The following is a 16,669-nucleotide window of genomic DNA, read 5'->3' as shown; positions in this document are numbered from 1 at the left end:
GGGCGGTGCGCCCGGTGCGTCGACCGGGGGGCGCCCGGGTTCAGCCCTCGACCAGGCGGCCGTCGCGCAGGGTGAGGACCCGGTCGGCCAGGTCGATGAGCGCCGGGTCGTGGGTGGCGACGAGGGCTGTCGTCCCCCTGGCCCGCACCGTGGCCGCCAGCAGGTCCATCACCGACCGGCCGGTCTCCGAGTCGAGCTGGCCGGTCGGCTCGTCGGCGATCAGCAGGTCCGGTTCGTTGGCCAGGGCGCGGGCCAACGCCACCCGCTGCTGCTGACCGCCGGAGAGTTCGTACGGGCGCTGTGCGGCCTGGTCACCCAGCCCGACCAGCTCCAACAGCACCGCCACCCGTTCCTCCCGCTGCCCGGCCGGCACCTTCGCCAACCGCAGCGGTACGCCCACGTTCTCGGCCGCCGACAGGATCGGGATCAGCCCGAAGGTCTGGAACACGAAACCGATGCGGTGGCGGCGCAGGGTCAGCAGGTCCCGCTCCGCCGCCACCGCCACGTCGGTGCCGGCGACGACGATCCGGCCCGAGTCCGGGCGGTCCAGCCCACCGACCAGGTTGAGCAGGGTGGTCTTGCCCGCTCCGGAGCGTCCCCGGACGGCGACCAGCTCACCGGTCCCGGCGGTGAACGACACGTCGGTCAGCGCCGCGACGGCCTGTTCGCCCCGGCCGAAGCTGCGGTGCACGCCCTCGACGCGTACCGGCGGATCGGGCGACGCCCCGTCGACCCCCTGGACCACCGTCTCCGCACTCACCGCTGCTCCCTCCCGTCGCCCCGGTCCGCCTCGGCACCGGCACTGTCGTCTCCCGGCCTGACCTGCACGTGGTCCGGGGCCAGGTCGAGCCGGACCCGGTCCCGCAGCGCCAGCGCGTCGACGAAGGCCGCCGGCAGTTGCATCCGGCCGGTCCGGTCGAGCACCGCGTACTCCTCACTGATCACTTCGGTGGTGCCGTCCGCCCCGACCCGGGCGGTCCGGCGTACCTCCGAGGCGGTCCGCCCGTCCCGGATCGCGACGGTCCGACGGACCTGGGTGGCCACCGCCGGGTCGTGGGTGACCACCACGACGGTGACCCCCAACTCGGCGTTGATCATCCGGAGGGCGCCGAACACCTCCGCGCCGGTCGCCTCGTCCAGTTCGCCGGTGGGCTCGTCGGCGAAGAGCACCTCCGGGTCGTTCGCGACCGCCACCGCCACCGCACACCGCTGCTGTTCACCCCCGCTGAGCTGGGCCGGTCGCCGGTCGGCCCGGTGGCCCATGCCGACCGTCTCCAACAGCTCCCGGGCCCGGTCCCGGCGGGCGCGGCGACCGCGCCGACCGGCCAGCCGCATCGGTAGTTCGACGTTCTCCACCGCCGTCAGGTAGGGCAGCAGGTTGCGGGCGGTCTGCTGCCAGACGAACCCGGCGACCCTCCGCCGGTAGCTCAGGCGCCGACGGGCGGAGAGGGCGAGCAGGTCGTAGTCGGCCACCCGGGCGATGCCCGCCGTCGGGGTGTCCAGCCCCGAGAGGATGTTCAGCAGCGTCGACTTCCCGGAACCCGACGCCCCCACGATCGCCACCAGTTCACCCCGGTCGATGACCAGGTCGAGGCCCTGGAGGGCGACCACCTCCACCCCCTCACTGCGGTAGATGCGGACCAGACCGTCACAGACGATGTGCCCGCGCAACCGGTCCTGCCCACCGGCCCGTTCGGCGGCCCGGCGGGCCGCCCGTCGCTGCAACGTGGCCAGGTCCGGTACGTCACCGGTCGGGGCCATGGTGCTCGTCATCTCGACTCCCCTCTGTCGATCCGCAGCGCGTCCCCGAGACGCGACCGGCGGTTGTTCAGCATCTCCACGGCGAGGGCGAGGGCGAGCGCGAGCCCACCCAACCCGAACACCCCCGCGACCAGGGCCGGATCGAACGTGACAGTCACCGGGGTGCCGCCGGTGAACGCCCGCAGGCCGAGCGTCGGGGCCAGGAGCACCGGCAGCAGCGCCCCCACCAGCGCGCCGGTGAGCACCGCCACCCCGGTCAGCGGGGCCAGTTCGATCAGCAGCAGCCCCCGCCACTGCCCCCGGGACAGGCCGAGGGTGCGCAGCCGGAACACCGTCTGCGCCCGGTCCCGCGCCCCGGCCAGCACCGTGAGCGCGACGGCCAGCAGCGCCAACCCGGCACCGCCGACCGCCCCGGCGAGGAACCCGAAGGCCAGCACCCCGTTCGCCCCACCCGTACCGTGCTGGGCACGCAGATCGGCCCAGGTCGACACGGTCACCGGCAGCGGTCCACCGGCCGCCGCCAGCGCACCGCCGGACTGGAACCGCCGCTGCCCCTCGTCGCCGACGCGCTGCACGGCGGCCACGTCCAGGTCCGCCCCGGCGATCAGGAACCCGGTGGGCACCGCCGGGTAGACCCGGGTCGGCAGCGCCTGCCAGGGCAGGACGAGGAACCGGTCGGTGCCGGGGCGCAGCAGCGGGAAGTCGCCTGCCGTGTCGGCCACCCGGAACTCGTACCGCCGGCCCTGGAACTCGACGAAGGCGGACCGGTCCAGACCCGCCTCGGCCAGCTCCCCCGCCAGGGCCGGGGAGACCACAGCGGGGGCGGGTCCGGCCGGATCCGTCCCGCCCGACAACACCCGGGGTACCGCCACGTCCCGCCCGGCGCGGCCGGCCACGTCGGCCAGCCCCGGGCCGTCGACCACCAGGACCGTGACGTCCCCCAGCCCCGCGTCGGTGCCGAGGGCGTCACGGGACAGCGTCGCGTCCGCCTCGTCGGCCACCGGGGTCACCGCCCGGACCCCGGGCAGCCGGGCCAGTTCGTCCCCGGTCTCCGGGGTCAGCCGGTACCCGTCGACGAGCGCGTCGGCCGGTACCGCCCGGCTCGTCGACCGGTCCCGACCGGCCTCGATCCCGGCGGCCACCACGGCGCAGAACGCGGCGGTGGCGACCGCCACCACCACCACGACCAGTGGGGAGGTGACGCCGGACCGGCCGGCCCGGGCGGCGCCCAGGAAGGCGACCCCGCCCCGGGTGCCGGCAGCGACCCGACCCAGCAGCCGCAGCGGCCACGGGTACGCCCGCAGCGCCACCGTCGCCGCCGCCACGGCCACCAGCACCGGCACGGAGACCAGCAGCGGATCCACCGCACCCGGTGTCAGTCCCCGCCGGTGCAGCAGCACCACCCCGAGCGCCGCCGACACCAGCAGCAGCACCTCGACGGTGAGGCGACGCGGGCCGGTGCCCCACCGGACCGTGTCCCGCCGACCCGTCGTCCCGTCGGGTACGGCCAGCGCCGCCACCGGCAACGCCGCGGTGACCCCGACGGCCACCGCCACCAGGAGCCAGCCGGTGCCGGCGGCGTCGCCCGGGACCAGGCGACCGAGCGACCAGCCCACCACCACCGCCGGGAGGACCACCAGGGCCGACTCGGCCAGGCAGTGCAGTGCCGGACTGCTCCGGCCGCCGCCCCGCGCCCGGATCAGGGCGAACTCCTCCCGCCGGGCGCGGACCGCCAGGCCGGTCACCAGCAGGACCAGACCGGCCAGGGTGCCCAGGACCCCGGCCGCCACCACGGCGAGCAACGTCCGGGCGGCCGAGACCGACGCGGCGAACTCCCGCAACGGCAGGTCCAGGCCCTGGGTGAACCGGACGCCGGGGACGACGTCCCGCTGCATCCCGGTCAGCCCGTCGACCGTCGCGTCCAGGTCTCCCGGGGCGAGGCGGTCGGCGTCCACCCGGTACCGCCAACTGAACCGCAGCGGCCACCCCTCGGCGGCCCGGGCGTCCAACGCCCCCGCCCCGACCAGGCCCACCGCGTTGAACGGTTTGCCGTCCCCCTCCGGTTCGACGACCCGCAGGACCGGAGGGAGTCCGGCCCAGATCCCGTCGGCCGGGTCGGTGGGGCGGAAGACCCCGACCACCATTAGCTCCACCGGCTCCGCACCGTCGCCGGGGCGCAGCGCGGCGAGGTCCAGACGGCTGCCGACCCGCAGGTTGAGACCGGCGGCGACGTCGGCGGCGAGGGCCAGGGGGATGGGACCCGCCGCCGGTGGCTCGTCGGTGGGCCAGTCGCCGTCGACGAGGGTGCCCGCCTCGGCGGCCCCCGGTGACGTCCGCAACCGCAGGTCCACCAGGAGGTTCCGGGCCGCCAGGTCGGCGCCGGTCAGCCGACCGGGTGCAGCCTCGGCCAGGTACCAGCGGCGGGCCACCACGGCGCGTACCGGTGCGGGCATCCGCTCGGTGAGCCGGTCCAGTTCCGCCCGGCGGGCCGCCACCGGTCCGGTGGCGTCGACGTACCCGGCCGGGTCGGCGTCGTACACGAGGTCCCGCAGCACCGCCGGTCGGTCCGCCACGTGGTGGTGCAGGCCCTGTTCGGTGAGGCGGCCGGTGATCCGCGGCACCCCCTCCACCAGCCCGGCGACGAGCACTGTCAGCACCGTCAGGAGCAGGAAGGTGGCCCGGTGGGACCGGATCCGCCGCAGGGTCTCGTGGACCGTCATCGCTGCGCCCCGATCCGTAGCCGGGCCACTGTCATCCGTTGTCGCAGCCCGGTGGCGACGACGGCGCTGCACGCCAGGGCCGCCACCAGCAGACCGACCGAGGTCACGCCGACGGGCAGCCAGGGCAGGTGGAAGACGGCGTCGGGGACGGGCCGGTCGGCGGTGGGGGTGACGATCACCAGGGGCGCCGTCGCCGCACCGACGAGCGCGCCGAGCAGCACCCCCACCCCGACGCCGAGTCCCGCCAGGAAGGTCTGCTCGGCCAGCAGTGCCCGGGCCAGCAGTCGGGGGGACCCGCCGAGGGTGTGCAGGACCGCGAACTCGGTCGACCGGTGCCGGGCGGTGGCCCAGACGTCGACGGCCAACCCGACCAGGGCGAGCAGGACGGCACCGAACGCCGCCGCGAGCAGCCCGGTCCGGGCCGCCCGCCAGTACGGGTCGCGGGCGGCCGTCTCGACGACGGCGATCCGGTCGACCACCGTGACACCGGACAGGTCGGCGGCGCTCCGGACGGCGGTGGGCGGGGCGTCGGCGCGTACCCACCACTGCGGCACCGGCCGCACCACCCCCCGGGTCCGGGCCAACCGGTCCACCGCCGCCGGGAGGTCCAGCAGGATCGCGTCCCCGCCGGTGGTGGGCACCGCGTCGACCTCGCCGACGAACCGGACCGGCAGGGAGGCCCCCGGCAGTCCCAGGGTGACGGTCTCCCCGGTCCGCAGGCTCAGCGCCGACCGGACACCGGGGGTCAGGAGGGCAGGTACCGGTTCGGCCTCGGCGGTCGGCAGGACGCTGAACCGTACCGGCGGTTGGACCGACCACCAGCTCTCGCCCTTTGGCGGCAGCGGGAACTCCGCGCCGAGGGTGCCGGCGGTGACGGTGGCGGGCAGTCGGACGTTACCCCCGTCGGTGCTCACCCACCCGCCGTCGACCGGCGCGGCCCGCCGGGTGCCGTCGGCGTCGACGGTGGCCAGGTCGGCGACGGTCAGCCGGTAACGGTCCCCCAGTGGCGGGGCGTCGACGGCGAACCCGACCAGCCGGATCGCCGTCCCGCCGGTGTCCGGCAGGTCGACGGTGACGCGCGCCGGCCGTCCGTCGCTGTCCGACTCGGTCATCGGCAGCCGGTACGCCTGCCCGTCGTCGGTGGTCAACACCATCGACACCGTCACCCGGTGCGGACGGACCGGTTCCCGGACCGGGGTGCCGACGACGCCGGTGAGCTGCCGGGCCTCGACGGGCAACGCGATCCCGGCCGGTGCCCCCCGGGCCCGGACCAGCCTGTCGAACATCTCCGGGACCGGTTCGTCGGCGAGCCGGTCGTCGAGCCGGACCAGGCCTGATGCCCCGGCGGCGTCCAGTCCGACGACTGTCACCGGCAGGTCGCCCCGCCCCAGTCGCAGCTCGTCGCGCCAGGCCGGTAGCGCCCGCCCGACCCCGTCGAGGGCGGCCAGCTCACCGGCCCGGCCCACCGGGGCGACCCCGCCCCGCTCGACCACCCGCAGGTCCGCGCCGACGGTGTGGTCGGCCTGGTCGCTGCGGGAGGTCTCCCAGGTGCTCAGCAGCGACCAGGACAGGGTGCTGCCGCCCACGGCCAGGGCGAGCAGCAGCACCGGCCCGGCGTGCGGTCGCCGACCGGCCTGCCACATCCCGAACACGGTGGCCGTCCACTGTCGCCGGTCGACGAGGCGTTCGGCCACCCGGGTCGCCGGGGGCAGCAGCCGCAACGCCACCACCGCCCCGGCCAGGACCCCCAGGATCGGGGCGCTGGCCAGCAACGGGTCGATGCCGAGTCGACCGTCGGCACCGGCCAGCGGTCCCGAGTACTGCCGCAGCTGGAACCAGGCCAGCGCCGCCGACCCCACCAGGGCGATGTCGACACCGGCCCGTTGGACGGCCGCGCCCCGGCGCGGGCGGGACCGGGACGCGAGGTCGGCGACGTAGGTCCCGGCCCGACGCAGCGCCGGCACCACCAGGGCGAGCAGAGCGCCGATCCCGGTCGCCACGGCCACCGCCGGGCCGGGGCCGGTGTCGACCCCGCCGAGGTGGCGCAGGACCAGCCCGGCCAGCGGTGGGGCGAGCAGGACGGCGGGGAACACCACCAGCCCCGCCTCCCGTACGGCCAGGCCGACCACCTGTCCCCGGGAGGCACCCCGGGCGCGTAGCAGCGCGGTCTCGGCCCGTCGGTCGTTGCTGAGCAGCGCGGCGACCAGCACGAGGGCGTACCCGCCGAGGACCAGGATCAGCAGCAGCGGGGTGAGCAGCGCGGAGCGGCCGACCAGGTCGGCTCGGGCGAGCCGGTCGACGAGGTCGTCGATGTCGGTGGCGCTGCGCGCCGACGTGCCGAGCCCGGCGGCCTCGGGCACCTCGACGGCGGCCTCGGCGACCGCCTGTTTGACCGGGGCCAGCCGCCCCGGTGCCACGGCGGCCAGGTCGGGCTGGACCAGCCAGGCGGCGGAGAAGGATCGGGGGAAGGACCTGTCGAAGTCCGCCGGGTCCAACACGAACGGCCCGTACGAGGTGACCGGCCCGGTCGGGGCGGCGGCACCCACCCCCGGGGCCAACCGCCAGTACGGGGCGGTCGGGTCACCGGGGTTCCAGACGCCGACGACGAGCAGGTCGCTCTCCTGCTCGGAGCTGCGGTCCACGACGGGCACCCGCTGCCCGGCGCGGATCCCCAGCCCGGAGGCGACCTTCTCGGGCACTGTCACCTCGACCGGATCCGCGCCGGGGCGGGGCCAGCGGCCGGAGGCGAGTTCGGCGTGTCCGGCCAGGTCGGGCAGGGTGCTCAGGGTGGCGAAGACCGGATCGTCCCCGTCCCGGTCCACGGCGGGCGCGTCGATCAGTTCCCGGCCCGTGCCGTAGCGGGCCGAGGCGACGGTGACCGGCACCCCGGCGAGCCCGTCGGCGAACCGGTCCCGGACGGTGCGGTCCCGCTCGGCGTACTCCGCGCGGTCCCGCCCGCCGGCACCGCTGATCAGCAGGGTCCGTTCCTCGGCGGGCGCGGCGGCGAGCAGGCTCCGCTGACCGGCGTCGATCGCCTCCCGGTTGTGGTGGGCCAGCCCGGTGACCAGGGCCACCGCCACCAGGGCCGCCGTGGCGGCGGCGAGCAGCAGCCCGCGCGCCTCCCGCGCCCGCCGCAACACCAGTCTCATCCCCGCGCCTCCCCTGCCCCCGGTTGACCGGTGACCAGGAAGAGGGGGTGCGCCCGGGAAAAGGTTCGCGCCCGTTACTTGATCGTTATCGGCCGATCCCTTTCGGACCCTCCGCCGTCCGACTACCGGGGGCGGTCACGGTCCTTCGACGGTTGGACCCGCTTCGGTTCGCCGGGCATCTTCGGGTGGTCCGGCGGGTAGGGCAGGTCACCCTGGCCGTCGGCGGCGTCCCGGTCCGCCCACTCCAACAGCGGGGTGATGTCCCACGGGGCGTCGTCGATCCCGGCGTGCGGGTCGCCCCGCTCGGCCAGCCGGGCCGCGACGGTCCGCAGGTCGAAGTCGTCCGGTTCGACGTGGGGCAGCTCGTCCCAGTCGACAGGGGTCGAGACCGTCGCCCGGGCGTTGGCCCGCAGCGAGTACGCGCAGGCGATCGTCCGGTCCCGGGCCATCTGGTTGTAGTCGACGAAGACCCGCTCACCCCGCTGTTCCTTCCACCAGGCGGTGGTGACCAGGTCGGGTCGGCGACGCTCCAGCTCCCGGGCCAGGGCGATGGTGGCCCGCCGGACCTCGGTGAACGTCCACCGGGGTTCGATGCGCAGGTAGACGTGCAGCCCTCGCCCCCCGGAGGTCTTCGGCCACCCGGTGGCCCCCAGCTCGTCGAGGATCCCCCGCAGGTCACCGGCGGCGGCGACCGCCGTGACGAAGTCGGTGCCGGGTTGCGGGTCGAGGTCGATGCGCAGCTCGTCGGGCCGGTCGACGTCGGTGGCCCGCACCGGCCAGGGATGGAACACGATGGTGCCCATCTGGGCCGCCCAGGCGACGTGGGCCAGGTCGGCGGGGCAGAGTTCGGCGGCGCTGCGTCCGCTCGGGAAGCTGATCGTGGCTGTCGACAGCCAGGGGGGCACCCCCCGGGTCGGCACCCGCTTCTGGAAGAACATCTCCCCGTCCACGCCGTCCGGGAAGCGCTGCAACGTGGTGGGCCGGTTCCGGAGGGCCCGCATGATGCCCTCCCCCACGGCGAGGTAGTACTCGAAGACGTCCGCCTTGGTGAAGCCGCGCTCCGGGAAGATCACCCGGTCCGGGCTGGTCAGCCGGACCTCCCGACCGGCCACCTCGACCTGCTCGGCAGCACGCTTTCCCACCCCGGACGTGGCTTTGGTAGCCCCCATGGCGCGACCATATGCCATGGCACCGACAGTCGACGTACCGTTGACCGGTGAGTCTCGACGAGAACGACCTGCCCCGCACCGACGAGCAGTGGCGGGTGCGCCTGAGTCCCGAGGAGTTCCGGGTGCTGCGCCAGGGCGGCACCGAACCCGCCTGGACCGGCGAGTACGTGGACACCAAGACCCCCGGGATGTACCACTGCCGGGCCTGTGGGGCCGACCTGTATCCCAGCGACGACAAGTTCGACTCGCACTGCGGGTGGCCGAGCTTCGACGACGCCCTGCCCGGTGCGGTCCGGGAGATCGAGGACCGCAGCCTCGGCATGGTCCGCACCGAGATCCGCTGCGCCCGGTGCGACAGCCACCTCGGGCACGTCTTCCGGGGCGAGGGTTTCACCCCGAAGGACACCCGGCACTGCGTCAACTCGATCTCGGTCCGCCTGGAGCCCCGTCCGAGCTGACCAGGGACCGGGCCTGCACAGGGCCGCTCCCCGGGACGTCACCCGACACGCCGACGTGACACGCCGCCGATGTAGTTGAATGTCCGGTTTCCGGACCATCGGCCACCGCCGTCGCGCAGGCTTGGGAAAACGTCTGTCACGGGGGAACTGTCATGGCGACCTGCGAGGTCTGCGGAAACGACTACTGGATGGCCTTCGAGGTCCGTACGGTCAGCGGCGACGTACACACCTTCGACAGCTTCGAGTGCGCCGCACACCGGCTGGCACCGATCTGCGAACACTGTCAGGTCAAGATCGTCGGTCACGGGGTCGAGGTCTCCGGCCGCTTCTTCTGCTGCGGGCACTGCGCCCGTACGTCGGCGGGCGAGCCGGGGGCGCAGATCCGTGACGCCGTCGGTGCCCGCCCGGCCTGAACCGTCCGCCGACGCCACGGCGGACGATCCCCCCGGGTCGGCGGGGTCGACCCGAGGTGCCGACCGGGGCTCCGGTGCGGCCTACCATCAGGGCGTGCAGCCGACGTCCCTCCAGGTGTCCGCCTTCGCCGACCTGTCCCCGCGTACCCTCTACGACCTGCTCAGACTGCGGGTCGACACCTTCGTGGTGGAGCAGGAGTGCCCGTACCCGGAACTGGACGGGCGCGACGTCGAGCCCGACGCCCGACATCTCTGGATCAGCCGCGACGGTGCCGTCCTGGCGTGCCTGCGGGTCCTGCGCGAGCCGGACGGCACGGCCCGGATCGGCCGGGTCGTGGTGGCTCCGACCGAGCGCGGCGGTGGGCACGGTGCCCGACTGATGACCGAGGCCCTGACCCTGGTCGGTGCGGTGCCGTGCGTCCTGTCGGCCCAGTCGCACCAGGCCGGTTTCTACGCCCGGTTCGGGTTCACCGCCGACGGCCCGGAGTACGACGAGGACGGCATCCCGCACGTGCCGATGCGCCGCCCCGGCCGACCGGCACGCTGACCCGCCCAACCGACCGTCACCGCCACCGGGCCACCACCACCAGGGGTTCCCGGTCGGCGGGGCGGGGTCCGGCGGTGAGGACCAGGTACCCGTCGTGTTCGAAGGCCGGTCCGGTCGAGGGCCCGACCTCCGCCGGCAGTCCCCGGCCGAGCAGGGTCGTCGCCCCGGTACCCGCCTCGACCAGCACCAGCCCCGTCGATCCGGCGGCCTGCCGGGTGGTCCAGACCCCTCGGTCGTCCACCCGCACGATCCGGGTCCGCCCGTCGCCCTCCTGCTGCGTCCAGGTCAGCGTGCCGTCGGTGAGGTCGAACGCGGTCACCCGTCCCCGGTCGGCCTGGTTCACGGCGAACAGGACACCGTCGCGGACCACCATCCCGGACGGGCTGGTGCCCGGCTCCCCGGTCTCCGCGGAGGTGCTGGCGAAGTCGAGGGCCCGCCCGGGGGCACGGACCGGGATCTCGACGGTCCGGCGGCCCTGCGGGTCGAAGGCGGCCACCACGACGTCCGGGGACCTCGTCGGGTTGACCACGGCGACCACCGGGTCGACGGAGACCACGTTCTGCACCGTGGTCCGTTGACCGAGCAGCGCCTCGAACCGACCCTCGCCGGTGGCCGGGTCCACTCCGACCAGGTACGTGCCCTCCCCGGACAGGCACCGCCGATCCATCAGGACCCGCTGGGCGCTCATGGCGTACACCTCGGCGGCGCAGTCTCCCTTCTCCTGTCGCCAGCGGATCGCGCCGTCACCGAGTCCGACGGCGGTGATCGTCGCCTCGTCGTCGAAGACGGCCACCTCCCCGGCGGCGAGGAGCCGGTACCCCCGGGGCGGCTCGGCCGCGTACTCCGGCAGGGGTATCCGGACGGTGACGGTCCGCTCCCCTGATCTCAGGTCGACCACACCGATGCGGTCGCACCGGTGCCCGCCGTGGGCGAACACCCCGTGATGGCCGCTCGACCCGATCGCGGCGGCACAGATCCGCTGCCCCTGCGGCAGCGGGACGGTCCACACCGGATCCCCGTCGGCCAGCCGGTACGCGCTCACCCCGTCGGCGGTGGCCCGCACCACGACGTCCGCGCCGACCCAGGTCGCGTACGTGCGAGGCAGGTCCCGCCGGTCCGGCGGTGCCGGCGTCGACCAGACGACCGCCAGGTGGTCGGGCTGCGGGGTGCGGAGGACCCGCCAGGCGACCACCGCACCCACGCCCGCGCAGAGCAGCAGGGCCAGGGTGGCGGCGACACCCCCGATCAGCAGCGCACGCCGACCGGGTCGGTGACGCCCGGGCGGACCGTACCCCGGCTGGGTCGACCCGATTCCAGTCGGCGGCACGGGCGGACCGTACTGCGGGTGGGTCGACCCGACTCCGGGCGGCGGCGCGGGTGGGGGGCCGTGCGGTACGTGCTGTGACATGGCGACTTTCGGGTGCGAGGACGCCGGGGGCGTCATGATCCGGTGTCGCCCCGATGGTAGACCGGCGGTGCACCAGGGCCGGAACACCACGACACATTGACTGACGCCTATCTATATGTCACTCTGCGATACAGGCCGACGTGGGAGCCGCACCACCGGCGCGAGTTGAGGGCGACTCGCGACCGTCCGGGCGTTTCGTCAACCGACCACTCCCCTGGGGGCTTCAACCCATGTCCACGATCTCCCGAGTACGACGCATCCCGCTCGTCGGCGGGCTGCTCGCCACCGGTGTGGCGGCCGTGCTGCTGCTGACCACCGTCCTGGCCACCCCCGCGTCCGCCCACGGTTCCGTCGTGGACCCGGCCTCGCGCAACTACGGCTGTTGGCAGCGGTGGGGTGGCGACTTCCAGAACCCGAACATGGCCACCGAGGACCCGATGTGCTGGCAGGCCTGGCAGGACAACCCGAACGCCATGTGGAACTGGAACGGCCTGTTCCGTGAGGGCGTCGCCGGCAACCACCAGGGTGCCATCCCCAGCGGCCAGCTGTGCAGCGGCGGCCGGACCGAAGGTGGCCGGTACCGGTCCATGGACACCGTGGGGGCGTGGCGGACCACCAACGTCTCCAACAACTTCCGGGTCCGCTTCTTCGACCAGGCCAGCCACGGTGCCGACTACATCAGGGTCTACGTGACCAGACAGGGCTTCAACGCCCTGACCTCCCCGCTGCGCTGGGAGGACCTGGAGCTGGCCGGCCAGATCGGCAACACCCCGGCCTCACAGTGGACCCCGACCACCGGAGGGGTCCAGATCGACATCCCGGCGAACGCACCGGGTCGCACCGGCCGGCACATCGTCTACACCATCTGGCAGGCCAGCCACCTCGACCAGTCCTACTACCTGTGCAGCGACGTGAACTTCGGCGGCAGCGGGCCGACCAACCCGCCCACCACCCCACCGACCACGCCGCCCACGACCCCGCCGACGACCACCCCGCCCACCACGCCCCCGGCCGGCACCGCCGGATGCACCGCCGCCTACCGGGTCACCGGCCAGTGGTCCGGCGGCTTCCAGGGTGAGGTCCAGGTGACCGCCGGCACCACCGCCATCAAGAGCTGGACGGTGACCTGGACCTACCCGGGCGGGCAGCAGATCGCCAGCTCCTGGAACGCCACCGTCACCACCAGCGGATCGACGGTGACCGCCCGCAACGCCAACTACAACGGCAACCTGCCCGCCGGAGGGACCGCGAGCTTCGGCTTCACCGGCTCCGGCAGCGCCACCACACCGACCCTCACCTGCACCGCGACCACCTGATCAGAGTGGGGCCGCACCCGAGGACCACGGGTGCGGCCCCGACCGGCCCGACCGGGCACCGGTGAAGGTGACCGGGCCGTGGAAGACGGCCACACCGGCACCGGCCCCCAGGTCGAACCGGGCCGCCTCGAAACCGCTGTCGTCGAAGCGGGTGACACCGTGGAACTGGGTGCCGGTGAAGTCCGCGTACCGGGCCCGGCACCCGGTCAGGTCGACGTCCACGAGGACCGCCGCGCAGAGGTCGAGGTCCATCCCGGGCCAGTGCCGCGTACCGCCGCGAAGCCGGTCGGCGAGCAGTCCCTGGGCGACCCCGCGCAGCCGTACCTCGGCGGCCTGCTCGGCGGTGTGGACCCCGGTGAGCGGGAACGGAACCGGACGGCGCAGCCACCCGCAGACCGCGTCGACCACCCGTTGCCGCGACGCGGGGCGGTCGTCGGCGAGGGCGACCAGCCCGCGCAGACCCCCGTCGCGTACGGCGGGATCCGGGTCGACCAGCCGCACCAGGTACGCCCGGAGGTCCTCCTCCGCGAGCAGCATTCCGGACCCGGTCGAAGTGGCCGCCACCCGCCAACCGGGCGGCCAGTACGCCTCGGGATCCGACACCTCGCCACCGGTACGGGCGCCGGTGAGGTCCGCCGTGGGCGGCTCCAGGTGCGCCCCGGCGCCGAAGAACGCCTCGCAGAAGTCGACGACCCCGCCGAACTGGGCCCTGCCGAACCAGGCCGGACCGGTGAACCGGGCCTGCCGGAAGGAGACCGACGCCCCGAACCTGGCCCCGACCCCACCCTCGGACCACTCCTGGTAATCCCCCGTCAGGACGGCGAGCGGCCAGTTCGGGTCGGTCTCGTTCGGCTCGTCCCAGGGCAACGGGCGCCACTGGTCGACGGTCTCCCAGGCCGGGTCGTCCTCCCAGAACTCGTCCTCACCCCGCCCGAACCAGGCGATGCCGCCGAACCCGACCCGACCGAAGTCGGTCGGCCCACGGAACCGGACCCGACCGAAGGCGGCGTCCCCGTCGAACGTGGCCCCACCGAAGCGGGCGGGGCCGTCGAAGACCGCCCGGGAGAAGACCGCGTCCCCGGTGAACCGGGTGCCGACGAAGGTGGTCGTCCCCTGGAACCTCGTGTCGGCGAACCGCCCCCCGGCCAGGACGCAGCCGCCGAGATCGAGGTCGACGAGGGTCGCACCGGAGAGGTCGAGGACGATCCCCGCCCAGCGGGGCGGGGCCTGTCCCACAGGTCGGAGCCGGTCGGCGAGGAGCCCGGTGGCGGCGTCCCGTAGTCCCCGGTCGGTGCGGGCCGACGGCTCCGGGGCGCGCAGGAACCGGCAGATCGCCTCCACCACCGGCTGCCGCTGCGTCGGGTCGGCGTCGGCCCGGGCGGCCAGGTCCCCCAGGACCTCCCGCCGCTCGTCGGCCGACCCGGTGCCCGACAGCCACCGGGCGGGCACGTCCACCGGCTCCGCACTGCCCTCCCACCCAGCGGCGTGTTCCGTCCCGGCCGTGTGTTCGCGCCCGGCGACGTGCTCCGGCCCGGCGGCATGTTCCGGCCCAACGGTGTGCTCCGGCCCGGCCGTGTGTTCGCGCCCGGCGGTGTGGTCCGGCACGCGGGTCAGACCAGGCCGGCGACGATCTCGGCCACCGACCGGCGACGACCGGTGTAGAAGGGGACCTCCTCGCGGACGTGCCGACGGGCCCGCGAGGCCCGCAGGTCCCGCATCAGGTCGACGATCCGGTGCAACTCGTCGGCCTCGAAGGCCAGCATCCACTCGTAGTCGCCGAGGGCGAACGACGCCACGGTGTTGGCCCGCACGTCGGCGTAGCCCCGGGCCATCTTGCCGTGCTCGGCGAGCAGTTCCCGACGCTCCTCGTCCGGCAGCAGGTACCACTCGTACGACCTGACGAACGGGTAGACGCAGACGTAGTCACGGGGCCGCTCGTCGGCGAGGAACGCCGGGATGTGGCTCCTGTTGAACTCGGCGGGCCGGTGCAGGGCCATCTGGGACCAGACGGGGGTCAGCGTCCGCCCGAGAGCCGTCCGGCGGAACCGCCCGTACGCCTCCTGGAGCGCGTCGCTGGTCGAGGAGTGCCACCAGATCAGCAGGTCGGCGTCGGCGCGCAGCCCGGAGACGTCGTAGGTGCCCCGGATCGTCACGTCCTGCCCGGCCAGCTCCGCGAAGAGGGCCTCCACCTCGCCGGTGACGTTCTCCCGCAGCGTCGGCAGTTGGCTGCCGGCCCGGTACACCGACCACATGGTGTACCGGATGGTGTCGTTCAGCTCCCGCAGCCGTGCCGCGTTGGTCTGCTCGGTCATGACCCCGCACCTCCCAGTGCTGTGATGATCTCGTCGGCCGCCGTCTCGCCGGAGCGGACACAGACCGGGATGCCGACCCCGTCGTAGCCGGCCCCGGCCAGGGTCAACGTCGGGTGGGCGCGGCGCAGCGCCGCCCGGACCCCGGCCACCCGGTCGAGGTGCCCCGGCGTGTACTGGGGCAGGGCACCGCCCCAGCGTTGCACGTGCCCGGCGACCGGGTCCGGCAGCGTGGTGCCGAGCACCCCCGACACCTCCCGGTGGGCGGTGGCGGCCAGGTCGGCGTCCGGGCGGTGCAACTGCGTCTCGTCGCCGTACCGACCCACGGAGGCTCGCAGCAGAGCCGACCCGTCCGGCCGACGCAGGTGCCCCCACTTGGTGGTGAAGAAGGTCGACGCCTTGATCGACAGCCCTTCGGTGGCCGGGACCAGGAAACCGGAGAGCTCCGGCAGGTCCGGCGCGGGAAGCACCAGCGTCACCAGCGCGACGCCGGCGTAGTCCAGGGCACCCACAGTCGTCGCCGCGTCCGGGTCGGTCGGTGCGAGCAGCCGGGCCGCCGGACGGGCCGGCACCGCCAGCACCACGGCGTCGACCTCGACGTGTTCCGGTTCGCGGGTCGGCCCGACGGTCAGCCGCCACCCCCCGGCGACCCGGGTCAGCTCACGGACCGCGGCGTGCTGGCGGATCGTGGCCCCACTGGCGGCGGCGGCCGCCTCGACCAGCCGACTCAGCCCGCCGGCCACCGTGGCGAAGACCGGTGCCCCGGGCGCCCGGGGTGCCGCCGCCTGGGCCGCCCGGACCGCCCCGGTGAGGGTGTGCGCGGTGCGGGCGGCGTGGGCCAGCGCGGGCATCGTGGTGGCCAGGGACAGGTCGTCGGCCCGACCGGCGTACACCCCGCCGAGCATCGGGTCGACCAGCCGGTCGACCACCTCGTCGCCGAGCCGGCGACGGACCAGCGCCCCGACGGCGACGTCGACGTCCGGGTCGAGCAACGGGCGGCCCTCGTCGCGGTCGGCGTCCGCGTCCGGCCGGGCCACCGTGGCCACCGCCGCCAGATCCCCGGGTACGCCGACCAGGGTCCCGCCCGGGATGGGCCGCAGCCCGCCGTCGACGGCCACCGCGGCACGTCCCACAGTCGGGTGCACGACCTGCCCAGCGAGGCCGAGTCGGCGGACCAGTGTCAGCGCTGCGGACTCGCCCCCGGCCGGATCCCGCACCAGGAACGACTCGGCACCGAACTCCACCGGCTGACCGGCCAGTTCACCGGTGCGCAGCTTGCCGCCGAGCGCACCCGACTGCTCGTACACGGTGATCTCGGTGTCGGCCGGGGCGCGGTCGCGCAACCGGACCGCAGCGGCCAGCCCGGCGATCCCGCCGCCCACCACCGCCACCCGCCAGGGCTGCCGCATCCCGCCGACC

The 16,669-nt window shown here is 74.8% G+C and carries 13 protein-coding genes; 4 read left to right on the top strand and 9 right to left on the bottom strand.

The genetic code is table 11. From position 1 onward, the window contains the following. Window positions 1-40: 40 nt before the first annotated feature. From WHN02_RS11960 to ligD, 5 genes are all read right to left on the bottom strand, one after another. The gene (locus WHN02_RS11960) at window positions 41-760 is read right to left on the bottom strand and encodes an ABC transporter ATP-binding protein (protein WP_434743376.1); all 720 of its coding nucleotides are present in this window, start codon (window positions 758-760) and stop codon (window positions 41-43) included. Continuing rightward, complete coding sequence (locus WHN02_RS11955) at window positions 757-1,773, bottom strand: ABC transporter ATP-binding protein (protein ID WP_434743375.1); 1,017 nt, start codon at window positions 1,771-1,773, stop codon at window positions 757-759. Before WHN02_RS11955 ends, WHN02_RS11960 begins: the two co-directional genes overlap by 4 nt. After that, complete coding sequence (locus WHN02_RS11950; RefSeq protein ID WP_434743374.1) at window positions 1,770-4,481, bottom strand: FtsX-like permease family protein; 2,712 nt, start codon at window positions 4,479-4,481, stop codon at window positions 1,770-1,772. Before WHN02_RS11950 ends, WHN02_RS11955 begins: the two co-directional genes overlap by 4 nt. Continuing rightward, the gene (locus tag WHN02_RS11945) at window positions 4,478-7,630 is read right to left on the bottom strand and encodes an FtsX-like permease family protein (protein ID WP_434743373.1); all 3,153 of its coding nucleotides are present in this window, start codon (window positions 7,628-7,630) and stop codon (window positions 4,478-4,480) included. Before WHN02_RS11945 ends, WHN02_RS11950 begins: the two co-directional genes overlap by 4 nt. A 122-nt stretch (window positions 7,631-7,752) precedes the next feature. Continuing rightward, window positions 7,753-8,799 carry a non-homologous end-joining DNA ligase gene (gene ligD / locus WHN02_RS11940; RefSeq protein ID WP_434743372.1) on the bottom strand — a complete coding sequence of 349 codons (1,047 nt, stop codon included), beginning with the start codon at window positions 8,797-8,799 and terminating at the stop codon, window positions 7,753-7,755. A gap of 47 nt (window positions 8,800-8,846) precedes the next feature. Between ligD and msrB the strand changes: the two genes are divergently transcribed. From msrB to WHN02_RS11925, 3 genes are all read left to right on the top strand, one after another. Beyond that, window positions 8,847-9,257, top strand: a complete 411-nt coding sequence (gene msrB / locus WHN02_RS11935; protein WP_350898339.1) for a peptide-methionine (R)-S-oxide reductase MsrB — start codon at window positions 8,847-8,849, stop codon at window positions 9,255-9,257. A 152-nt stretch (window positions 9,258-9,409) separates the two neighbouring features. After that, on the top strand, window positions 9,410-9,670 hold the full coding sequence (locus WHN02_RS11930) for a Prokaryotic metallothionein (RefSeq protein ID WP_350898338.1): 261 nt from the start codon (window positions 9,410-9,412) through the stop codon (window positions 9,668-9,670). A gap of 94 nt (window positions 9,671-9,764) precedes the next feature. Beyond that, a complete protein-coding gene (locus tag WHN02_RS11925) occupies window positions 9,765-10,217 on the top strand; it encodes a GNAT family N-acetyltransferase (RefSeq protein ID WP_434743371.1) in 453 nt (150 codons plus the stop codon). 16 nt (window positions 10,218-10,233) lie between these two features. On the opposite strand, the gene WHN02_RS11920 is transcribed toward WHN02_RS11925, so the two are convergent. Continuing rightward, a complete protein-coding gene (locus WHN02_RS11920; RefSeq protein WP_434743370.1) occupies window positions 10,234-11,544 on the bottom strand; it encodes a PQQ-binding-like beta-propeller repeat protein in 1,311 nt (436 codons plus the stop codon). Between the two features lie 311 nt (window positions 11,545-11,855). Between WHN02_RS11920 and WHN02_RS11915 the strand changes: the two genes are divergently transcribed. Beyond that, the gene (locus WHN02_RS11915; protein ID WP_434743369.1) at window positions 11,856-12,941 is read left to right on the top strand and encodes a lytic polysaccharide monooxygenase auxiliary activity family 9 protein; all 1,086 of its coding nucleotides are present in this window, start codon (window positions 11,856-11,858) and stop codon (window positions 12,939-12,941) included. On the opposite strand, the gene WHN02_RS11910 is transcribed toward WHN02_RS11915, so the two are convergent. The 3 genes from WHN02_RS11910 to hemG form a co-directional block, all read right to left on the bottom strand. Beyond that, entirely contained in the window at window positions 12,942-14,396 is a 1,455-nt protein-coding gene (locus WHN02_RS11910) for a pentapeptide repeat-containing protein (protein ID WP_434743368.1), read from the bottom strand. Between the two features lie 155 nt (window positions 14,397-14,551). Next, on the bottom strand, window positions 14,552-15,253 hold the full coding sequence (gene hemQ / locus WHN02_RS11905; protein ID WP_434743367.1) for a hydrogen peroxide-dependent heme synthase: 702 nt from the start codon (window positions 15,251-15,253) through the stop codon (window positions 14,552-14,554). Next, window positions 15,250-16,659, bottom strand: a complete 1,410-nt coding sequence (gene hemG, locus WHN02_RS11900) for a protoporphyrinogen oxidase (protein ID WP_434743366.1) — start codon at window positions 16,657-16,659, stop codon at window positions 15,250-15,252. The genes hemQ and hemG overlap by 4 nt, the downstream gene beginning before the upstream one ends. Window positions 16,660-16,669: the final 10 nt, after the last annotated feature.

The organism is Micromonospora sp. SH-82 (assembly GCF_051132485.1).
In the GTDB taxonomy this organism is placed as follows: Bacteria; Actinomycetota; Actinomycetes; order Mycobacteriales; family Micromonosporaceae; genus Micromonospora.
Note: the sequence above shows the minus strand (reverse complement) of the source record. Positions and strands in the feature narration are given on the sequence as shown.